Source organism: Providencia rettgeri (assembly GCF_023205015.1).
In the GTDB taxonomy this organism is placed as follows: Bacteria; Pseudomonadota; Gammaproteobacteria; order Enterobacterales; family Enterobacteriaceae; genus Providencia; species Providencia rettgeri_E.
Genome location: NZ_CP096258.1, coordinates 1,864,244 through 1,884,013, shown reverse-complemented (window position 1 = coordinate 1,884,013; position 19,770 = coordinate 1,864,244). Strand labels below are relative to the sequence as shown.

Annotated in this window: 18 protein-coding genes and 4 tRNA genes; 3 read left to right on the top strand and 19 right to left on the bottom strand. The window is 36.6% G+C overall.

All coding sequences use genetic code 11. The features are described from left to right. Positions 1-155: 155 nt before the first annotated feature. Positions 156-581, top strand: coding sequence for a universal stress protein (locus tag M0M83_RS08620; RefSeq protein WP_125890891.1), 426 nt, complete (start codon positions 156-158; stop codon positions 579-581). Between the two features lie 137 nt (positions 582-718). Then, entirely contained in the window at positions 719-1,150 is a 432-nt protein-coding gene (locus tag M0M83_RS08615; protein ID WP_248468260.1) for a hypothetical protein, read from the top strand. A 5-nt stretch (positions 1,151-1,155) separates the two neighbouring features. Here the strand turns inward: M0M83_RS08615 and M0M83_RS08610 are convergent, their stop codons facing one another. Further along, complete coding sequence (locus M0M83_RS08610) at positions 1,156-1,929, bottom strand: nucleotidyltransferase domain-containing protein (RefSeq protein ID WP_248468258.1); 774 nt, start codon at positions 1,927-1,929, stop codon at positions 1,156-1,158. 6 nt (positions 1,930-1,935) lie between these two features. Further along, entirely contained in the window at positions 1,936-3,141 is a 1,206-nt protein-coding gene (locus tag M0M83_RS08605; RefSeq protein ID WP_248468256.1) for a nicotinamide mononucleotide deamidase-related protein YfaY, read from the bottom strand. A gap of 221 nt (positions 3,142-3,362) precedes the next feature. Between M0M83_RS08605 and M0M83_RS08600 the strand changes: the two genes are divergently transcribed. Then, complete coding sequence (locus M0M83_RS08600) at positions 3,363-3,920, top strand: toxin-antitoxin system YwqK family antitoxin (RefSeq protein WP_125890887.1); 558 nt, start codon at positions 3,363-3,365, stop codon at positions 3,918-3,920. Positions 3,921-4,021: 101 nt separating this feature from the next. Here the strand turns inward: M0M83_RS08600 and fabV are convergent, their stop codons facing one another. From fabV to M0M83_RS08515, 17 genes are all read right to left on the bottom strand, one after another. Continuing rightward, positions 4,022-5,221 (bottom strand): enoyl-ACP reductase FabV, encoded by a 1,200-nt coding sequence (gene fabV, locus M0M83_RS08595; RefSeq protein WP_125890886.1) that lies wholly within the window; start codon positions 5,219-5,221, stop codon positions 4,022-4,024. A gap of 318 nt (positions 5,222-5,539) precedes the next feature. Further along, entirely contained in the window at positions 5,540-6,100 is a 561-nt protein-coding gene (locus M0M83_RS08590) for a hypothetical protein (RefSeq protein ID WP_140170666.1), read from the bottom strand. A 114-nt stretch (positions 6,101-6,214) separates the two neighbouring features. Continuing rightward, the gene (locus tag M0M83_RS08585; protein WP_125890884.1) at positions 6,215-6,370 is read right to left on the bottom strand and encodes an MbeCy; all 156 of its coding nucleotides are present in this window, start codon (positions 6,368-6,370) and stop codon (positions 6,215-6,217) included. Between the two features lie 267 nt (positions 6,371-6,637). Then, a tRNA-Leu gene (locus M0M83_RS08580) sits at positions 6,638-6,724 on the bottom strand. Between the two features lie 120 nt (positions 6,725-6,844). Beyond that, positions 6,845-6,931: transfer RNA gene (locus M0M83_RS08575), tRNA-Leu, on the bottom strand. A 6-nt stretch (positions 6,932-6,937) separates the two neighbouring features. Next, positions 6,938-7,011: transfer RNA gene (locus tag M0M83_RS08570), tRNA-Cys, on the bottom strand. 23 nt (positions 7,012-7,034) lie between these two features. After that, positions 7,035-7,110: transfer RNA gene (locus tag M0M83_RS08565), tRNA-Gly, on the bottom strand. Positions 7,111-7,275: 165 nt separating this feature from the next. Continuing rightward, the gene (gene pgsA, locus M0M83_RS08560; RefSeq protein WP_248468254.1) at positions 7,276-7,824 is read right to left on the bottom strand and encodes a CDP-diacylglycerol--glycerol-3-phosphate 3-phosphatidyltransferase; all 549 of its coding nucleotides are present in this window, start codon (positions 7,822-7,824) and stop codon (positions 7,276-7,278) included. 57 nt (positions 7,825-7,881) lie between these two features. Further along, a complete protein-coding gene (gene uvrC / locus M0M83_RS08555) occupies positions 7,882-9,714 on the bottom strand; it encodes an excinuclease ABC subunit UvrC (protein ID WP_248468252.1) in 1,833 nt (610 codons plus the stop codon). Beyond that, complete coding sequence (locus M0M83_RS08550) at positions 9,681-10,367, bottom strand: LuxR C-terminal-related transcriptional regulator (protein ID WP_125890881.1); 687 nt, start codon at positions 10,365-10,367, stop codon at positions 9,681-9,683. The genes uvrC and M0M83_RS08550 overlap by 34 nt, the downstream gene beginning before the upstream one ends. 196 nt (positions 10,368-10,563) lie before the next feature. Beyond that, complete coding sequence (pepT, locus tag M0M83_RS08545) at positions 10,564-11,796, bottom strand: peptidase T (RefSeq protein WP_248468250.1); 1,233 nt, start codon at positions 11,794-11,796, stop codon at positions 10,564-10,566. A 71-nt stretch (positions 11,797-11,867) separates the two neighbouring features. After that, positions 11,868-13,421 (bottom strand): AbgT family transporter, encoded by a 1,554-nt coding sequence (locus tag M0M83_RS08540; protein WP_125890879.1) that lies wholly within the window; start codon positions 13,419-13,421, stop codon positions 11,868-11,870. 294 nt (positions 13,422-13,715) lie between these two features. After that, entirely contained in the window at positions 13,716-14,123 is a 408-nt protein-coding gene (gene psiE / locus M0M83_RS08535) for a phosphate-starvation-inducible protein PsiE (RefSeq protein WP_172412229.1), read from the bottom strand. Positions 14,124-14,307: 184 nt separating this feature from the next. After that, positions 14,308-14,721, bottom strand: a complete 414-nt coding sequence (locus tag M0M83_RS08530) for a GFA family protein (protein ID WP_213913308.1) — start codon at positions 14,719-14,721, stop codon at positions 14,308-14,310. Positions 14,722-14,800: 79 nt separating this feature from the next. Further along, positions 14,801-15,061 (bottom strand): hypothetical protein, encoded by a 261-nt coding sequence (locus M0M83_RS08525; protein ID WP_125890877.1) that lies wholly within the window; start codon positions 15,059-15,061, stop codon positions 14,801-14,803. A gap of 167 nt (positions 15,062-15,228) precedes the next feature. Next, complete coding sequence (locus M0M83_RS08520) at positions 15,229-16,713, bottom strand: DUF3999 family protein (protein ID WP_125890876.1); 1,485 nt, start codon at positions 16,711-16,713, stop codon at positions 15,229-15,231. Then, a complete protein-coding gene (locus M0M83_RS08515; protein ID WP_248468248.1) occupies positions 16,710-19,538 on the bottom strand; it encodes a DUF2339 domain-containing protein in 2,829 nt (942 codons plus the stop codon). Before M0M83_RS08515 ends, M0M83_RS08520 begins: the two co-directional genes overlap by 4 nt. Between the last annotated feature and the right edge of the window lie 232 nt (positions 19,539-19,770).

Genomic DNA, 19,770 nt, shown 5'->3' with positions numbered 1-19,770 from the left:
GATCCGCTATGATGAAACCCGAGGCGTGTAATTCCTATGTGTCAGTTAACATTATTTTGATTGACTCAGCCATCTACTGATTTAACAACCCTACTCTTTATAAACTAACGACCCGATTACTACATGAACTCAATAAATAAAAGCTGGAGAAAAACATGTATAATAAAATTTTAGTTCCTATTGATATAACAGAAAAAAGCTTAGCACATTTAGTTATGACTCATATTCAATACCTTGCAGAATATGAAAAAGCACATATTCATTTTTTAGCAATTATCCCTACTATCCCTTTCTATACCACAATGGGATTTGGTTTTGCTGAAAAAGCGGATAGTGAACAAGATAACGTTACAAGGCAACTCGCGGAGATTATTAAAGAATTTAATCTTTCAAGTGATAAGTACAGCGCACAAGTTTTAATGGGAACACCAAGAGATGAAATTTTACGTGTTGCTGAAGAAATTTCTGCAGATTTAATCGTTATTGGCTCAAAGCGCCCTGGCATGTCCACATACTTTTTAGGTTCGACAGCATCAATGGTTATTCAAAATTCAAAAATTTCTGTTTTGACTGTGCGATAGGCGTTATCAATTATGATAATCTAGGTAGCCTATTGTTCGGTTACCTTTTTTTTCGTGTTAATCTTATATATAAGTGTTAATCACGTAATTAGACTATATATTGATATTACAGATTTATTTTTCACTCAAGGAATGTAATGAAAAAATACTTACTTTGGATCAGTATTAGCATCAATATTATTCTAGCTGTCGCTTTAATTATCGCTATTACCTCATTTTTTAACATGAAAAACCAGGTAATGACTATAGTTGAGCAAGTAAAGTCAGGGAAGTATGTCGAGCAAATACAGCAGCAAACGAAACAGCTTATTCCAAATTATCTTAATGAGCTAAAAACTTTAAAAATGGATGGCGACTCATGTGACCAGTTTTATCAAAAAGTCGATGGAGTTATTGAATACTTACATAATAATCCAGAGATTATTGGAGCGCAAACCTACACCGAACAGTTATCTTCAGTAAAAATGGCCATTGATAAAACGCCGACTGTTTTAAAAGACAAAGCTTGCAAGAGCGGAATTTCAAGTATTAATTATATCATTGATACACTACAACCCGATGAGCCATAATTGGCTCATTTATTAATAATATTAGAATGTTCAACATCCAACCAGCAGATAAACTGGACTAAATGTTCCAAGAATTGCACATCAACAAAAGGCTGTAAACTTTGACATAAAAAATAATTTATTTCATTTTGTCGTTCTGGATAACGTTGAACGAATTTTTGTGCATATTCAGATAATGTTTCTGGCCAGTCATTATCATTTTTCCAACGTAAAATATCTGTCGAACGAATGAGCTTTCTCGATGCCGCCCGATATAATAACGTTAACTCAGCATCATCATTACAATTATTGATTTGGTCGATATAAGCATTAAGCACATCAACAAAATCACCATTAACGGCTTCGGCTATTGCTCGTGAAGGGGTAAATTGGTTAAAACATGTTGCTAAATCATCCCCATAAATGCAACGGCAGTGATGCTTAATCCAATACCCCCAACTATATAAATTAGCCTCACTCATCACATCCGTAATAATACCAATATCAAAATCAATTTTGCTGACTTCGGTGTGCTTAATCATTAATTGAATTTGTAATTCATTAAGTTTGGTAGCCTCTAATTGAGTAAGACCATCACACAGTACAATACACAGGTCTAAATCTGATTGTTGTGGCTTTGCACAGCCTTTTGCCACACTGCCATACACATAAACGCTATGGAGTTTTTCTTTTAATATGCACCTAAGCCAATTAATAGATTCTGTTATTATTAACTTAAATTCCGATTGAAACGGTTTCTCTTCAAGAACAGGAATATACTCATAATCGTTTAACTTCATAACCTGCTAACTCTCAAGGATAAGTGTTTCAGTTTGTACTAACCATTCGTAATAGCCAATAACCTCTCGACCATTTAACCAACGAGACAGCATATCTAATATTAACATTACACTGACTTCTTGCTTTTCTTTCTGTGAATGGTTATTTGGTAAATAGTGAATTCTTTGCGCATAACACTTATCTGGTGTTGATAATACAACGTTTAAATATTGCTCATGATATTCACCAACGACTAAAGCAATAGATAACGGATGATTAGCCGCTATTTTTTGAGCTCTTTGCACAAGGGTTTCTAATGTTTGTCCCGCATCAAGTGATAGGATTTGGCTGGAAGACATGACTATTCCAGCAGAATTTAATGTCCAACTTAACAACCCTGCACTAAATTGTTCACTAACGACTACGTGTAATTTCTTTTCTTTTAGGGATTTTCCAATTTTTTGAGCTAAACCTTCAGTACCTTCAAATATCAAATTATCCCCTACTCCTTGCTTCATGAGTTGCCACCCCCTCTCCATCAACTCTTTTTGTGACGCAGGGCCTGTTAATTTTAATTCAATAATAGGCATTGAAGAACGGTAACCTAAAACACAATTTTCAGGTAAAGGTAAGCTATCAAATTGCTTCGCAAGACTACTTTCGCTGCGGCCAAAACTCGTTAGGCGTAAACAAATTGGCGGCTCTGGCAAAGTAAAACGTGCACGTAACCTAGGCAAAATTTGGTCATTTACCATGACTTTGAACTCAGAAGGAACCCCTGGAGTAAAAAAAATCAGACAATCATTCAAAACTAAGGAAAAGCCACAAGCCGTCCCTACAGGGTTATCAATTAATTCAGCATTGGCGGGAAGTAGTGCTTGTTTGCGATTTGTTTCAGGCATAACTCGCCCTCTAGCAATAAAATAACGCTCCATAACTTCAATCCACTGCAAATGCTCAACTAATGGAACTCCCGCAGCTTTAGCCGCAGCCAAAGCACTTAAATCATCACTCGTTGGCCCAAGTCCGCCATTTACTATCAGAACATCTGCAGACAAACTACGTTCAAGAAAAGTAGCGACTAAGCTTTCTAAATTATCGCCAACAGTGGTTCGCTTACTCAAAGAGAGACCTTGTTGAAAAAAACAGTCTGCCAACCAAGCTGCATTTGTATCAATTATTTGTCCGTGCAAAACTTCATCACCGGTACTCAACATTTCAACAACTAACATTCATGACTCCCTGATTATACAAATCGCATTAACTTACTAAACTACCTTATTATCAAGATGACTAACATCAATATTTATTCACTTACCACGCCCTAAAAATCGTTTATAGCTTATTAAAATAAGTAGTTTAGGATGATTCTCACAATATACAGTCATAAAAAGGCTATAGTTTTATATGCAATTGAATCCATTATTTTTTTTACAGCAATAATAGGTGCTACATGTTCAAGCTAAAACCAATTAAATCTATTGCATTACTTTCTTTAGTTTTATTTGTTTCTGGATGTCAACTTGGAAGCTTAACAAATTCCAATTCAAACTCAGATTCGAAATTTGGGGAGTTAAGTGAATTAAAAAAGATAGAGTTTCCGACCATAGAGGCTCCGAAAGGCCTTTCTGAAGGAGCATTTGAGACTGAGTTCGATAATGGTCAGCCAAAATTTAAAACATGGGTATCTAAAGGATGCTTTGATAAATATATCAAGACCTACTATGAAAATGGCAAGCCTGAATCCCAAATTCAACTTAAAAATTGTAATGTAAATGGAACTATCCGTAACTACCATGAAAGTGGCCGTATCGATACCGAATTCACTGCGCTACAAGGTAAACTATCGGGACCATTTAAAATTTATCACGACACTCCGAGTAATAAACCAAACATTACTGGTACATTTAAAAATGGCGATCTGGTTGGCACAGTCACTGAATTTGATGAAAATGGAACTGTTATTTCTAAAGCCGTGATCCGTGATGGTGAAATTATCGTATTACAATAATTCAGCTAACAAGACAAAAACATGTGATTTACAAAGATAGTTAAAAATAGAAACCCGCAAATAGCGGGTCTCTAAGAAATTTAAAATCGTGCTTAATATGACTAAATCAGCTCTTTCACTTCAAAATTTACTTCACCGCTGAGATCTGCATCATAATCGACACCATTTAAGCCGAAGCCAAACAAACGGAGAAACTCAGCTTTATAACCTTGGTAATCCGTTAGCTCATTGATGTTGTTATCATTCAGCTGCTGCCAAATTTCACGACATGTATTTTGTACGTCATCACGCAATTCCCAATCATCTAAGCGTAGACGATGTTTTTCATCAGTATCTGGTACTGAGCCATTGAATAATTTAGTGGCAAATAAGCGCTGAATTTGTTCAATACAACCTTCATGGATCCCTTTCTCTTTCATAATTTTAAAAACAATAGAGATATATAAAGGCATCACCGGAATTGCAGAAGAGGCTTGAGTTACGACGGATTTTAATACCGCAACATAAGCGGCTCCACCCTTAGCTTGCAATTTTTGGTTGATTGCATAAGCCGCACGGTCCAAATCTTCTTTCGCTTTACCTAATGTACCATGCCAATAAATTGGCCATGTTAAGTCCGTACCAATATAAGAATAAGCTACAGATTGTGCATTATCGGCTAAAACACCGGCTTCATCTAATGCGTTCATCCACAGCTCCCAGTCTTGGCCGCCCATGACTTTTACTGTATCTGCAATTTCTTGTTCGTTTGCGGGTTCAACAACAGCTTCAATCAGCACATCTTTGTTGGTATCCAACGCAACAGATTTATACGGCTCGCCAATAGGTTTCAAGGCCGAGCGTACGATTTCGCCCGTTTCAGGCATTTTACGCACTGGAGAGGCCAGTGAATAAACAACTAAATCAATTTGGCCTAAATCTTGTTTAATTAAATCAATAACGGTTTGACGACATTCATCAGAAAAAGCATCACCATTAATGCTTTTTGCATACAGGCCTTCTTCTTTTGCTGCCTTGTCAAAACCTGCAGAATTGTACCAACCCGCAGAGCCTGTTTTACCTTCACTGCCTGGCTTTTCAAAAAATACACCGATGGTAGCCGCACCACTGCCAAATGCAGCATTGATACGAGAGGCAAGACCGTAACCGGTGGATGCACCAATAACTAAAACTTTCTTAGGGCCATTTTTCAGTTCGCCACGTGATTTCACGTAGGCAATTTGCTCACGCACATTGGCTTCACAGCCTGCTGGGTGAGCTGTAGTGCAGATAAAACCACGAATTTTAGGTTTGATAATCATAGTATTTTTTCTTGGTAGCTAACAATCAGGCTCTAATATACCTGATATTATCCATTTACTTAAGACAGTGTGACAATAAATAAGGAGAACAGACCAGTTTATTGATGATTTTCCCATTAATTGCTCATTTAAAATCATTAATAGCTTCAATAACACGTCGTCATGAATCTAATTATCGATTCAAGTTAATTATTTTTCCTCTGGGCTGATTGCCTAACAAAGCCAAGAGCGCATCTAGAGACAAAACAATAGATGAAAACGCATTGCCAAATGAAAGAACAAATAGCATTAACGAGTGTAAAGCAGCTTAATAGCTGCTTATTGTGGCTTAGTTGGTATTAAATTATGGATAACCATCACTGAGTAAACAATGTCTTTTCTATCGTGAATTTTGCGAAAATGGGCATTACTAACAATACCGACCATAATCTGCATGCCATCTTTTTCATAGACTCGCTTAAATGGCGTTGTTTCGTCATCCGATATCTTATCTAAGAAATAAACATCCCGTTTATAGCGTTCGATTGTTTGCTTTGGTAAACCATAAACTTCAAACATTTTCTGGTTAATTGCATCATACTCAGCCAAAATGACTGATTGGTCTCGACTCACTTTTCCTTGGGAAGAAACTAGCATTAACGTATTTTTTTCCCGGGAAAACATCAATAAAAACAGCTTATTTGCTATTTGAGGGGAGTCCGTTGATGAACATAATGCACCTCCCTCTTGGAATTCAGTACATTGTAATTCTTTTAAATGCAATTTACGTATCTGTTCGGGGGTTTGCCCCCACCTAAAACCATAAGGGGCATCCAGTTTTTTCGTTGTACAACCAGACACAAGTACGAGTATTAACGTAAACAAAAGTCCTTTTATCATCACTTCTCAAATTCCAATTAAGTCATCTAATTTGATACTATCAAAAACGAATAATTAATCAAAAAATTAACTTTTCTATCATCACATTAAATGACTCGATTGATTTCTGCATAATTAACTACTCTTTTTATTTTCCTGTTGCTTAACCTCTGCCATAGCAATTTCCTTCAACCAGTCAGCCAATAAAGGTTTTGTTTTTACTGTATCTAATAATGCTCGTTCATGTTTAGTTAATCGTACAACTACAACTTCAGTTTTCATGTTAGACATAGCCCGTTCCTCTTCAAGAACCAGAATAGTGACATAAAACACTAACGGAACGGTCTGACTTACGGTTTTTTACACGAATTACGCGTTAATTGACACAATAAAAAAACGTTTTGCTTTTTAATAAGCCATTGAATAAAAATAAGAAATACTACTAGGAATTGACATTAATTGAGCGGATACAAAACACTTTAAGGAAATTAGACACAAAAAAACCACCTTTAGGTGGCTAATTGCTAATTTCAAATCATAGCTGATTGGAAATTTAGATGGTGCCCAGGGCGGGACTTGAACCCGCACAGCCTAAAGGCCGAGGGATTTTAAATCCCTTGTGTCTACCGATTTCACCACCTGGGCTAAATTGTCTTTCTCTAAAATTTGGGTAAATTATTAACTTACCCAGCTAACCCATGCATTCTATAAAATACACTGTGATTAGCAAACTTAAACACTTAATAGCATTTAATTACTTTAAATTGGTGCCCAGGGCGGGACTTGAACCCGCACAGCCTAAAGGCCGAGGGATTTTAAATCCCTTGTGTCTACCGATTTCACCACCTGGGCTAAATTTGGAGGCGCGTCCCGGAGTCGAACCGAGCTACACGGATTTGCAATCCGGTGCATAACCGCTTTGCTAACGCGCCTTGTCCGAATTTCTTTCGAAATTTGGAGCGGGAAACGAGACTCGAACTCGCGACCCCGACCTTGGCAAGGTCGTGCTCTACCAACTGAGCTATTCCCGCATTAAGCTTCACTTTTCAGCTTATGCTTTCAAACTGGCTGATTTACTTATTTATTTTCGTAAACCATGTTGCCGTTCGATGCGTTGCATTCTACTGATTTCACCTATCGAGTCAATACAAATATTGAAATAATTGGATCGTTCGCTGTTTTTTCAATCATTTCGATCACGCTTCGCTCAAATCGCCCCATGCTGCCTTTAAATATTGGAACATTGACCAAAATGTTAAGATAGCCGCAACATACATTAGTGCAATTGAAAGGTTTTCAATTAATGGTGTTGGACGCCACAATAAACCGACTAATGACATCATTTGAGCCGTTGTTTTAAATTTACCAATCCAAGAAACTGCCACACTGCTGCGTTTACCTATCTCTGCCATCCATTCACGTAAAGACGAAATAATGATTTCACGTGCAATCATAGTTGCTGCAGGTAACGTTACATACCAAACATCATAACTTTCTGTGACTAACACTAGCGCTGTTGCGACCATAACTTTATCAGCAACAGGATCTAAAAAAGCACCAAACTTTGTAGTTTGCTTCCACAACCTTGCTAAAAACCCATCAAACCAATCAGTTACCGCTGCAATAACAAAAATAAGCGCACATGCAAACGGCCCCCAAGTGGTAGGGAGATAAAAGGCTAATACAAAAAACGGTATTAGGATGACGCGAAATAATGTCAACCACGTTGGTATGTTTAATTTCATCACGCTCACTAACTTTTTGACCAAGTTGGATATTATGAATATGTTGCCCTAAGACACTCACTGTTTCAATGCATTATAAATCTTTTCTGCAAGGGCGTATGAGATCGAGGGCACCTTTGCGATTTCTTCTATACTTGCATTACGTAAAGGTTGTAACCCGCCCATATATTTTAGCAACATCTGCCGACGTTTCGGGCCAACCCCCTCAATTGACTCTAATGCACTCGTACTTTTGACTTTTGCTCGTCGTTGTCGATGTCCCGTAATCGCATGATTATGCGACTCATCTCGGATGTGCTGTATTACATGCAAAGCTGGCGAATCAGGGGGCAATGAAAAACCTTCTCCTTCAGGCTTTAAAAATAACGTTTCAAGCCCCGCTTTCCGGTCACTACCTTTAGCAACACCAATTAACAATGGGTGTTTTTTATCCCAATGAACGTCAAGTGAATTAAATACATCCGTTGCCTGCCCTAATTGGCCTTTTCCTCCATCGATAAAGATAATGTCAGGAACTTTGCTTTCATCAATATGTTTACCATATCGACGCGTTAAAACTTGGTGCATAGCTGCGTAATCATCACCAGGAGTGATACCAGTAATGTTATAACGACGATATTCAGATTTAACTGGACCCGATTTATCAAATACAACACAAGAAGCGACGGTTTGCTCCCCCATCGTATGTGAAATATCAAAACACTCCATACGGTTGATATTTTCTAAATGAACCACTTTAGCAAGTGCTTCCATGCGCTGTTGTACTGTCGAGTGTTGTGCTAATTTAGTTGAAAGTGCAATTGATGCATTCGTTCTCGCTAATTTTAAGTAACGAGCTCTCACACCACGAGGCTGACTTTGAATATTAATTTTACGCCCAGCGACCTCAGAAAGAGACTCAGCTAATAATTCTTTTTCTGTTAATGCAAAATCTAATAATATTTCGCCAGGTAACGTTCTATTTTCACTTCCTTGCAAATAAAACTGACCTAAAAAGGTTTGAACCACTTCCTCAAGCTGTGTATCTGTTGGAATTTTGGGGAAATAACTGCGACTTCCAAGTACTTTTCCTTGGCGAATGAAAAGTACATGCACACAAGCAAGGCCCGATTCAAAAGAAACACCAATAACGTCCAGATCATCGCTGTCACCCGATACATATTGCTCCTCGGTAACTGCCCTGACTGCTTGAATTTGATCTCTAAAGCGGGCTGCATCTTCAAAACGTAGCTCTAAACTCGCCTTTTCCATACGTTCAACTAAACCAGCTAAAACTTGTTTGTCTTTTCCAGTTAAAAATAAACGAACATATTCAACTTGTTGATTATAGTCTTCATCAGAAACTAAACCGTTAACACAGGGGCCTAAGCAACGGCCAATTTGATATTGTAAACAAGGCCTTGAGCGATTTCGATACATGCTATCTTCACATTGACGTATCGGAAATAACTTCTGCATTAATGCTAATGTTTCCCTCACCGCATAAGAGCTTGGGAAGGGGCCAAAGTACTCACCTTTCGCATGTTTAGCCCCTCGATGCATCGAAATTCTAGGGTGTGCTTCACTGCTTAAAAATAGATAAGGATACGATTTATCGTCGCGTAACAATACGTTATAACGTGGTTGGTACAACTTAATATAGTTGTGTTCAAGTAATAGCGCTTCTGTTTCAGTATGAGTCACCGTCACATCAATAGAGGCGATTTGCTTAACCAACTGCTCTGTTTTGCGGCTCCCCACATTTTCACGAAAATAACTTGATAAGCGCTTTTTGAGATCCTTTGCTTTTCCTACATAAATAACCGTTTCCCCAGCGTCATACATGCGGTATACACCAGGTTGATTAGTCACTGTTTTTAAGAAAGCTTTTGGTTCGAACTGTTCTGACACGCGAATAAACCCTGTTTTGCTGTAATTAAACCATAACTGATGGCTATATGAGTTAATTCTACATCACTACAGATATTAAGTTTACTAAACATTCGATATCGATAGGTATTGACTGTTTTAGGGCTTAAGGAAAGTGACTCTGCCACCTGTTTGATAGGCATTCCCTGAGTGATCATCAACATAATTTCTAACTCACGTCCCGATAATAAATCATATAAATCTTGTTGATTACTACAAGTTAACCGCTGAAGAGCAAGATCTTGGGCAATATCTGGAGATATTATCCGCCGCTTAGCACTCACTATTTGGATAGCTTCAATGATGTCCTCTTCTGTCACATTGATGCTAAGTAAACCGAAAATACCGATATCTAACGCTTTTAAAAAAAACGAAGGATTATTTCTGACATTGTAAATAATGATCCCGACATCCGGTTGAGTTCGGCGAAGTGTTTGTATGGTTTTTAGTGAGTCATAACGAAAACTATCACTACTGATTAAAATCATATTTGCTTTTTGGCATCGATTCCATGTAACCACATGCTCTACTAATGGAAAAGAAGCAACAACTTTATAGCGTATGTGACGTGAAAAAAATGCCTCAAAACCACGAATTGCAATTTTATTATCATCAATTATTATTATATTAATCAATTAATTCACCTATTGGACTTTAAAATTAATTGCAAAAATAATAAATGAATAAATAAAAAATTTATATACACTTTTTTATTTATCTTTGTTTCATTAAAAATAACATTAAATTATAATTTAAAAGAATGATTCATTGTTATTAATAATTAAAGACCACCTTATCGGGTGGTCTTTATATTAAAAATAAAATGATAGATTATTTTTTTCCAACTAAACGACAAATAGTTTCTGAGACTAAATAACTTTTCTCAAAAGAGCGTATTGGTAGAAACTCAAAACATGAGTGGAAGTTCAGTGCACCCGTAAAATAATTGGGGGTTAAAACGCCTCTTGCCGACAGAGCAGAACCATCCGTACCGCCACGCATCGGAATTACTTTAGGTTCAACCTCTTGGATTTTCAATGCATCAAAAATTAAATCGATCGCTGTACGGTCATCCCCTAATGAATCGCTAATATTGCTATACACATCAACAATATTACATTCAATTTTTGCTCGCGGATGACGAGCTTTTATTAAATCAATCGATTGTTCTATAAAACGTTTTCGTGCTGCAAAACTATGGCGGTCAAAATCACGGATCGCCATTTTAATTTTAGCATTATCAGGGTTTGCTATTAAATCTGTCACATAAAAGTAGCCTTCGCGATGCTCTGTATGTTCTGGGGTATCAAAACGATCAAAGCAACCAATAAAATCATGAGCTACACGAATAGGATTCAACAATACATTCTTAGCTGACATAGGATGTGCGGTAATACCTTTAATTGAAACTTCAATAGAAGCAGCATTAAACGTTTCATACACAACTTCACCAAGTGCACAGCAATCAATCGTATAAGCAAAATCAACGTTAAAACGGGATAAATCCATAATTTTAGAGCCACGCAGGCCAATTTCTTCATCCGGTACAAACGCAACGTAGATATCGCCACAATCAAAATCGGCATGTTGCAGCTTATTCATTAATTCCATCACAACCGTTACAGCGGCTTTATTATCAGCGCCCAGTACGCTAGTACCATCACTAAAAATAATATCATCACCCACATAAGGTGCGGCTTCTGGATGCTCTGCTGCCTTAAACCAAATATTTTCTTTTTCATTTAAACATAAATCATTACCTTCGTACTTCAAGGTTTGAGGCTTAATGATGGGAGATAAACCAACATCGACCGTATCTAGATGAGTGACAAAACCTATTTTGGGTGCGGAAGGTTTATTTCCTGGTCGCATTGCATATAAGATGGCATGGTCATCAATATAAACATCCTTAAGACCATAGCTTTCAAGCTCTTGCGCTAGTAATTTTGCTAGCTCACGTTGTCCCTCTGTACTTGGAACAATCGTGTTTGCTGCGTCACTTTGGCTTTCAATAGCGAGATAGCGGTAAAAACGCTGCTCTAATTGTTTACCTAATTCGTTCATTTTATATTCCTTGCATTGACTATATTTACCCTATCTATTAATTTAATAAATAGATAGGGTATAGGCTCTACTTATTGTGCAGGATGCCACGTGTAACCGCTATCGAAACCAATTGGGATATCAAAAGCCCAGAATAAATATAATGTTGAAGTCAAAATAATTAATAACCCAACAGTGAATGGGATCATCATTGAGCACAATGTTCCTATTCCTGCATTTTTATAATATTTTTGACAATACATTAGAATTAACGGATAAAACGGAAACATCGGTGTGCTCACGTTCATTGCTGAGTCACTAACACGAAATGCCGCTTGGGTTAATTCAGGTGAAATTCCTACAGCCATTAGCATCGGTACCAATACAGGTGCCATAATTGCCCATTTTGATGTCGCTGAAGTAATCATAATATTTAAAATAGCCGTTAATATAATTACGCCAAAAACAGTCATTCCAGATGGCATATCGAGTGTACGTAATAGTTCAGCCCCTGAAAGCGCTAATAATGTGCCTAAATTAGAATGTTGAAATGAATATAAAAATTGGGCAGCAAAAAAAGCAAAAACAATAAATGGGATAAGTGATTTAGTAATATTTTCCATTGCTTTAACAACATCTTTTGTTGATGTAAAAGATTTCGTCATGTAGCCATAAACAATGCCTGGTAAAGCAAAGAAAATAAATAGTAAAGGCACAACGATTTGCATAATAGGTGCTTTCGGGCTAGTTAAGCTACCGTCAGGCCCACGTAATGGCGAATTTTCTGGCCATAACAATGCAAATAATCCGATACCTAAAGCAATTAGCACTAAACCTGCAATTCGAAATGCACGATTTTCAGCAACCGTGATTTTACCTAAATCTTTTTCAGAATCAGTATCAACGTCGTTTACACTGATCGGACAGTTTTTATTTAACCATGGCTCAACAATTTTTTCAGTGATAAACCAACAAGTGAAAATAACGCCAAATGTACCGCCCAAACTAAAGAAATAGTTACATAAAACATTTACGCTATAACCTGGTGCTAGCATTTGCGCAGCATCTTGCGTAAAACTTTGCATTATTGGGTCAATAATTGAAGGTGTATAACTTGCAGTAAATCCCCCCGCTAAACCTGCAAATGCAGCAGCAATTCCAGCTAACGGGTGACGACCACTTGCATAAAACATCATCGCTGCAACTGGCATTAAAATGACATAGGCAGAATCCGAAGCAATATGAGAAACGATCCCCACAAATACCACTGTAGGCGTTAGCATTCTAGGTGAAATAAACGACAGCATTTTTTTCAATGCGGTATTAATAAAACCACTGCTTTCAGCAATACCAATACCTAATGTTGCCACTATCGTTATACCAAGAGGAGGGAAATTAATGAAGTTTTTAACTGCCGCAGTAATAAATAATATTATTTCCTCATACTGAAACATATTAACTATAGCGATTTTATCTTTTGAAATAGGATGGTAATAACTAAAATCTACAAAAGAAAGTAGATAAGATAAAAACCAACATATAATCAGGGCATAAACAAACAGCATAGTCACATCAGGCATAACATTACCAATGCGCTCAACACGGTTTAAGAACCCTTTCTTCTTGGGGAGTGTTTTAGTTGTCATATTTACAAGCTACTTATGTTATTAGAATAGAAACGTTATAACAGTAAATAACCTATATATAAAAGTAAAATACTTTTGTGATTAGTTTTAACAGGATAAACCAGTTTCAAAATAAAATATTAGAAATTTTTATGTTAATTTTAATTGCCACATATACCATATCTTAAATTTTATTAATTTATAGATTTAGATACAGAATATATTACTTAAGTGTTTTACTAGGAGGTTACGCATACAAAAAAAGGAATAATAATTACACATTTTTTGTATGCTAGTAAATTATACTAATGTATGTTATTCACGCTTTAATTTTTCAGTGTTTGCAATATAAAGTGCAACAACTAATACTAAAATTGCCCCTGCATGCAAAAGCGTTGTCATTGGATCACTATGGTCAACAATAATTAAACGAATTATTGCTGTAATACCTATATAGATGAAATATCTTAATGGGAAGTGATACCCTGACATAAAATACTTTATAATCAAGGCGATAAACTCAAAATACAGAAAATAAATGACAATGCCTTCTAATAATTCATAGGCCGTTGCCCCTTTTGAGCTACCAAACATTAATGAAGCCATTGTTACCGTTTCTTTAGCTAAAAAGAATACAAGTACAGCAGCGAGTGAGATCAAGCCAATATTTAGTATCCATTGTAGTACCCACGCAATATTACTCGCATGACGCATTCCTTTCATACTATTCATTTGTTATCCTTCTGAACAACGTTTAAACCTAGTCATTTTCTTAATTGTAAAACAAATTTAAATTACTCGCATGACAAACAAGAAATTAATTTAACCAATAGCACCAAAAAAATACAGTTTAGGTGGCTACTACTCCCCCCCTTACCGCTTACTATTAAAGTAATAATTAGAAATTTTAATCCGATGACGGGGACATCATTTCCATAATGTCTTTCTCTGTCAGCATGGACGTTTTTTCTACAAAATTATAATATTGGGGCTTACTATCTATGTAAATTTGCATACTCAATTGCGCATCTTTATTCTCTTCAAATAAAGCTGCTGATGCATAGTATGTTGAAGGTGAAAGTAAATGGTAAAAAAGGTGTGAACCGCAATTATTACAAAATGCACGCTCGCCCCATTGGGATGATGCAAAGATTGTCACCGAGTCTTGTCCCTCTACCATTAAATCGTTACCACAATCAACACTAAAGCCTGGGCCGCCATTCCATTTTTGACACATTCCACAATGGCATACACTGACATGACTAATATCTTTTGCTGTTGTGATTTTTACTGAACCACATAAACATTCGCCTTGATGCATAGAATTTCCTTTATTTAGAACGTTCACTTAATAATCAACATTAGTGTATATAGTAAAAATTTAGTTATTATTTATTTGTCTATATTCTAAACTGCCGACCAGTAAAACGTTTATCATTAATAATACTACGCAATTGGGAACTATCACGTTCTTTTGTTTCTCGTTCAAACTCTATGTCTGCTTCACTTTGGTTTGTATTTTGTAATACATACTCATATCTCACTTGATTATGTGCTACAATTTCTGTTAATACTGTATTACTTGCAGCTTGGGCTGTTATTGAAAAGCCGGTCAAAATAACAATCATAATAAATATACGAGCCAGTAATGTTCTTTCCATCATTATCTCCTATTTCGTTATGACTGTTTTAGCGCAAATCCTTGTCAGAAAAAACAGACTAAAGGTAAGTGTGCTCATGCTTGAGTAAAGAGATGTCAGAATTGTCAAAGACGTAATTTGGAACCAAATAGAGTACAATTCCCTATTTGGTTAATAAAAATGTCTAGTTATAACTCTTCATGATTAGCTTTATCTGAAGAATTGACTTCTTTTAGTAAATACCAGCAAAAATAGATTAATGCTAAGATACCAATAAATAACAGTATCCATAACGTCATTGTCAACCAGTTAAAATTATCATCAGCCTCTTCTACTGAAGTTAATCTATCTACCCCTCCCAACTCAATGATCGTGTTATCAAGAAATAACTGGGGGTAATTCGTCATTAATTCATCAATGTTATCTGGTTTACCTACAAGCTGACTTGTAGTTAATTTATCAAAACTTGCTTGTTTATTTCCCCAAACAAGTAAATACGGCGCGGGACCTTGTAAATTAAAAATAAGGTTATAAGCATCTCGTTTTCCCGTTAACCTTGGCGGTTGATCCTCCCAACTGCCTTTGAGAGCAGAAATTTTTACTTTCCCTACCATTTCGCCATAAAGTGCAGTGCTTGGATTACTGACTAAATCACCATTTATTGTTTGATTATAGGCTACAATATTAGTGAGTAATTTCCAACTTTCACCGCGATCAGATGAATACTCGATTTTTAAGGGGATCACGCGGTTTGGTTGTTGCAACTGTATTTGTAATTCACTTAACGGCAGTGCTCTAGGTAACTGATAGATTATATGATCTTTTGAAACGCCATCGTTTGTCATCTCAAAATGAAATAGTTCTTGGCGGTCAGTTGAATTAAATATGCTAGAATTGGCATCTACTTTTAATAAATCGGGTATAACAATATCTGGAGCACTTACAATTACAGCCATAAGATACGGCGCATTTAATGCTTTTGAATTACCATTCAATAATTCAATATTGTTACTTGCAATAGTTTCAGAATTTAATTTTAAATTCATAATTGGCTGGTTCGATGCTACATTTAACCAATTTTCTTTATCATCGCTAGCAAAAATAGATACCTTTGCCTGCCACTCTTTCTCACTTTTAGCCCAGTTTAATGTCAGGCTCTTAACGGGTGCATCTTTAGTTTGGTTTTGATTTCTCGTTAATAAATAAGCCTGATAAGCAACGTTATCTTTCGCTTGCATACTAGGCAACTCAATTCTATTCACTTTACCAGGGATAGATTCGACGAGTAGATGTTGCCTTTCTCTACGCACATCATCATCGGAATTAACGCTGTCAACTTGGGTCACTAAACGTTGTGGTGTAAAAACTACTTTTTCATTAGAGACGGATTTTTCAGTATCAGAAAATAATACGGAAGGCATTTCATTACCAGTACCATTAAAAACTCGAACATCTTGCAACGTTTTAGGGTACGCTGAATTAATATACGCATTGACGGGAAGCTCTAACCAATAAAAAGGGGTCGATGTATCAAGCACATTTATTTCTGAGCCTTGATAAAAACTATAAGGTGTCGTCTCTTCCACTGTCTCTGCATTCATATAACTAGAAAACAATGATAAAGAGAGGACAGTAATAAACTTACCTAGTCTTGTATTTTTTATTAAACTCATGGTTGTATCTCCTGTTCGACTTTCCCTTTTGCTTCTTTTGGTGGTAATGGCGAAAAATACCCAACAATTAAAATTAACAATGCAACACCAATAAAGGAAATTGCACGAGAAATACCACCTTGCCCATAAATATCAATTAAGAATAACTTGGCAATAACACACGCAAAAATACCTGCCCCCATAAACCACCAAATACGATTTTTCTTGATAGTGGCAATAATAATGCAGGCTAATGCAGCCAGTGCCCAACTGATAGAAAGTACAGTTTGTACTAAGCGCGAATCATAGAGGGTTTCATAATTCCAGCTCAGCGCGGCAAAATCTGCTGTTGCACGAATTAAAATGCCATTAAACCAATAAGCAGAAAGTGCAATTATGACTACGAATAAACTACGCAGAACCCAGAAATTAACGACTGTCACTTTACGTATTTTTTGTATGAACCCTCTACGTATTAAAACTAGAGCAGCAATGCTAAATAACCCAGCTTCATCTAATGGATTGATTAAAGGTATGTAATTCCAAAACGTCAGTTTGCCATCTTCTAAATTAGCATAGCCAGACAATATAATTAGTCCGACAGCAACAGGAAGCATCGAATACCAATAAATCAGTCCATTGCGTTTCATCGGTGGCATTCTATTTTTTTGTAGCCAATACAGAACAATAATGGTTAGCGTTATGGCCATGATATACATAAAATACCCGACTTCATGCATTCCCCAAGGTAAAATAGAAACGAACCAATTTACTTGAGTACCAATAAACGCAAGAATTAACCATAAATTAGCGCTATGGAGACATCTTTGCATCCAGGGATCGCGAAGCTTATATGCATGAATAACAAATAAAACAGAACTGCCCAAAACAACTGGCCATATAAGAGAACCTTCACCACGCCCCATCGGGTTTTGGTCGTTAAAGAAATCTAGGCTAAGATAATAATACCCCGCAATCCACAAGATAGACTGGCATAGTAATAACGGTACCCAATTAATATGGATAGCGTATAAACGCCAAAGCCAAACAGAAATAACAACCAAGACTAAAATAATAAAGCCTTCAGATTCACGACTCCATGACAAAATGTCGGTGAATAAAGGTAGCCAGCAGAACCAAGTCACCAAACCAATAATTAAGAAACCGTAACTAAATAAAGTAAAGTTACCATCTTCTTTACGACGTGTATGGAAAAGCCCTCCCGCCATAAAGCATGCGACTAATAGTACTGGAACCATATAAGTACTACTGCGACTCCAATATAGATAAGGATAATCACTTAATAAAGTCATTGCGCTAATAACTATCAATAAAGAGCCTATCGTCGCCATTTTTTTCTGGTTTTGCTGTAAACCAAACCAAAGAATTAACAGGCCTTCTAATGACCAAATAATCGAGGTCCACTCAAATGTTAATGCCAGTGGAATAGCTAACGTGATAAATCCAACACCAATAATAATATTTGCTAATGCCATATTCTTGCCAGCAGATTTATAGCGTTTATGCACTTGTAAACCCGTAACCAGATATAGCAAGCCTATAATCAGAGAAATAAAGGCTGGCAGCAAACCTTCCCCTTGTGAAATAAAGAATTGAAGAGCAATACTGATAAAAGGCGGAACAAACAAAAGCGTATTATCAACGATAAGTTGCTTGCTATGTTCAAAACGTAGTGAAAATAGTTGAGTTAAAGCATTAAATACGACTAAATTAGCAATAATAAAGAGTTGGCAGGATAAATAATAGTCTGGCTGATAATTATCTACCCCCCATAAAACGGCAACGCCATAAGTCATCACCATACCGACTAAATTTAAAGGGCGCCAAGCCTGCCACACACTAATAACTAAAATACCGATTGATAGCATCAAGTAATAAGAAAATAAAACAACATGGCTTCCACCACCAGTAGATAGTAATACAGGTGCTAAATACCCGCCTATTGATGCCAAAACCGCTAAGCTAATTGTTCGCTGCAATAATGCCAAAGCAATACTTGCAGCACAAATAAGCAACATAAAGGCAAATGCCATTCCATATGGCACCATCGTATATAATTTAAAGGCAGCAAAAATAGTGATATACAAGCAGCCTATTGCCCCCCCTTGTAAAATCAACCCAAATAATGCCTTTTTATTCCGTAACCACCAACCTACTCCAAGTAAGCCTAAGCACCCTACTGCGCTAAAAATCAAACGCATTTGCGGGGAAACAATGTCATTTTGCACGCTGTAATTCAGTAAATAGGCTACACCTAGGAATAACAGCAGAATACCTATTTTCGCAACAGGGTTTCCTTTCATTAGCCAGCTAAAGAAATGGCTAAATATTGATTTATCATGACTCGCCGTGTTTTGATTATTTTGATTTTCTTCACGTTTATTATGATTAAACCGATTTGGATCTACTTGCGATGCTGCCGAGTTATCAAACCTATTTGGATTGATGTTTTCATTAGTTAGGGAGCAATCGAGAGGGTCTTTATGAAGAGTTTGTTCCGTAATAGGAACCGAGCTCACATTACTAGATAAAACATGGTCAGATAAAACAGGCTCTTTTTCAGCCTTCTGATAAACAATATGACTCATCGAGGAGGCACTTTGCTTATCATCGAAGCTTGGTTGGGGAGCCGTTACACCATCAACAGATACACTTTGTGAGGGTTCAGAGTTAGAAAGTCGAGTTTCTAATGAGGAAACCTTCTGATTTAACAGCGAAATTTGGTACTGCAACCGACCAGTTCGATTGATGGCAATGATAGCAAGTATCGGAGCTAGCACTAGCAGAAAAACGAATACGAGTCCTACTAGTATCCAAGTATCCACAAATAGGTTTCCTCATAATAAAATTCACAATTTAGAATCTGGAAAATAAAGAGCACGCTTTCTGCTAGTGTAGATAGCATTGATCTCCTTGCCAACTAAATGTAATAAACTGTTACAAAATAATTCATTACACTCTACTATTAGCTATACTACGAACAAAAAGTAAGCGGCACCTTTCCCTCTTTTTTATGACTTAGTAATACTCCCATTCGGTATTTTAGTAACTAAGAAA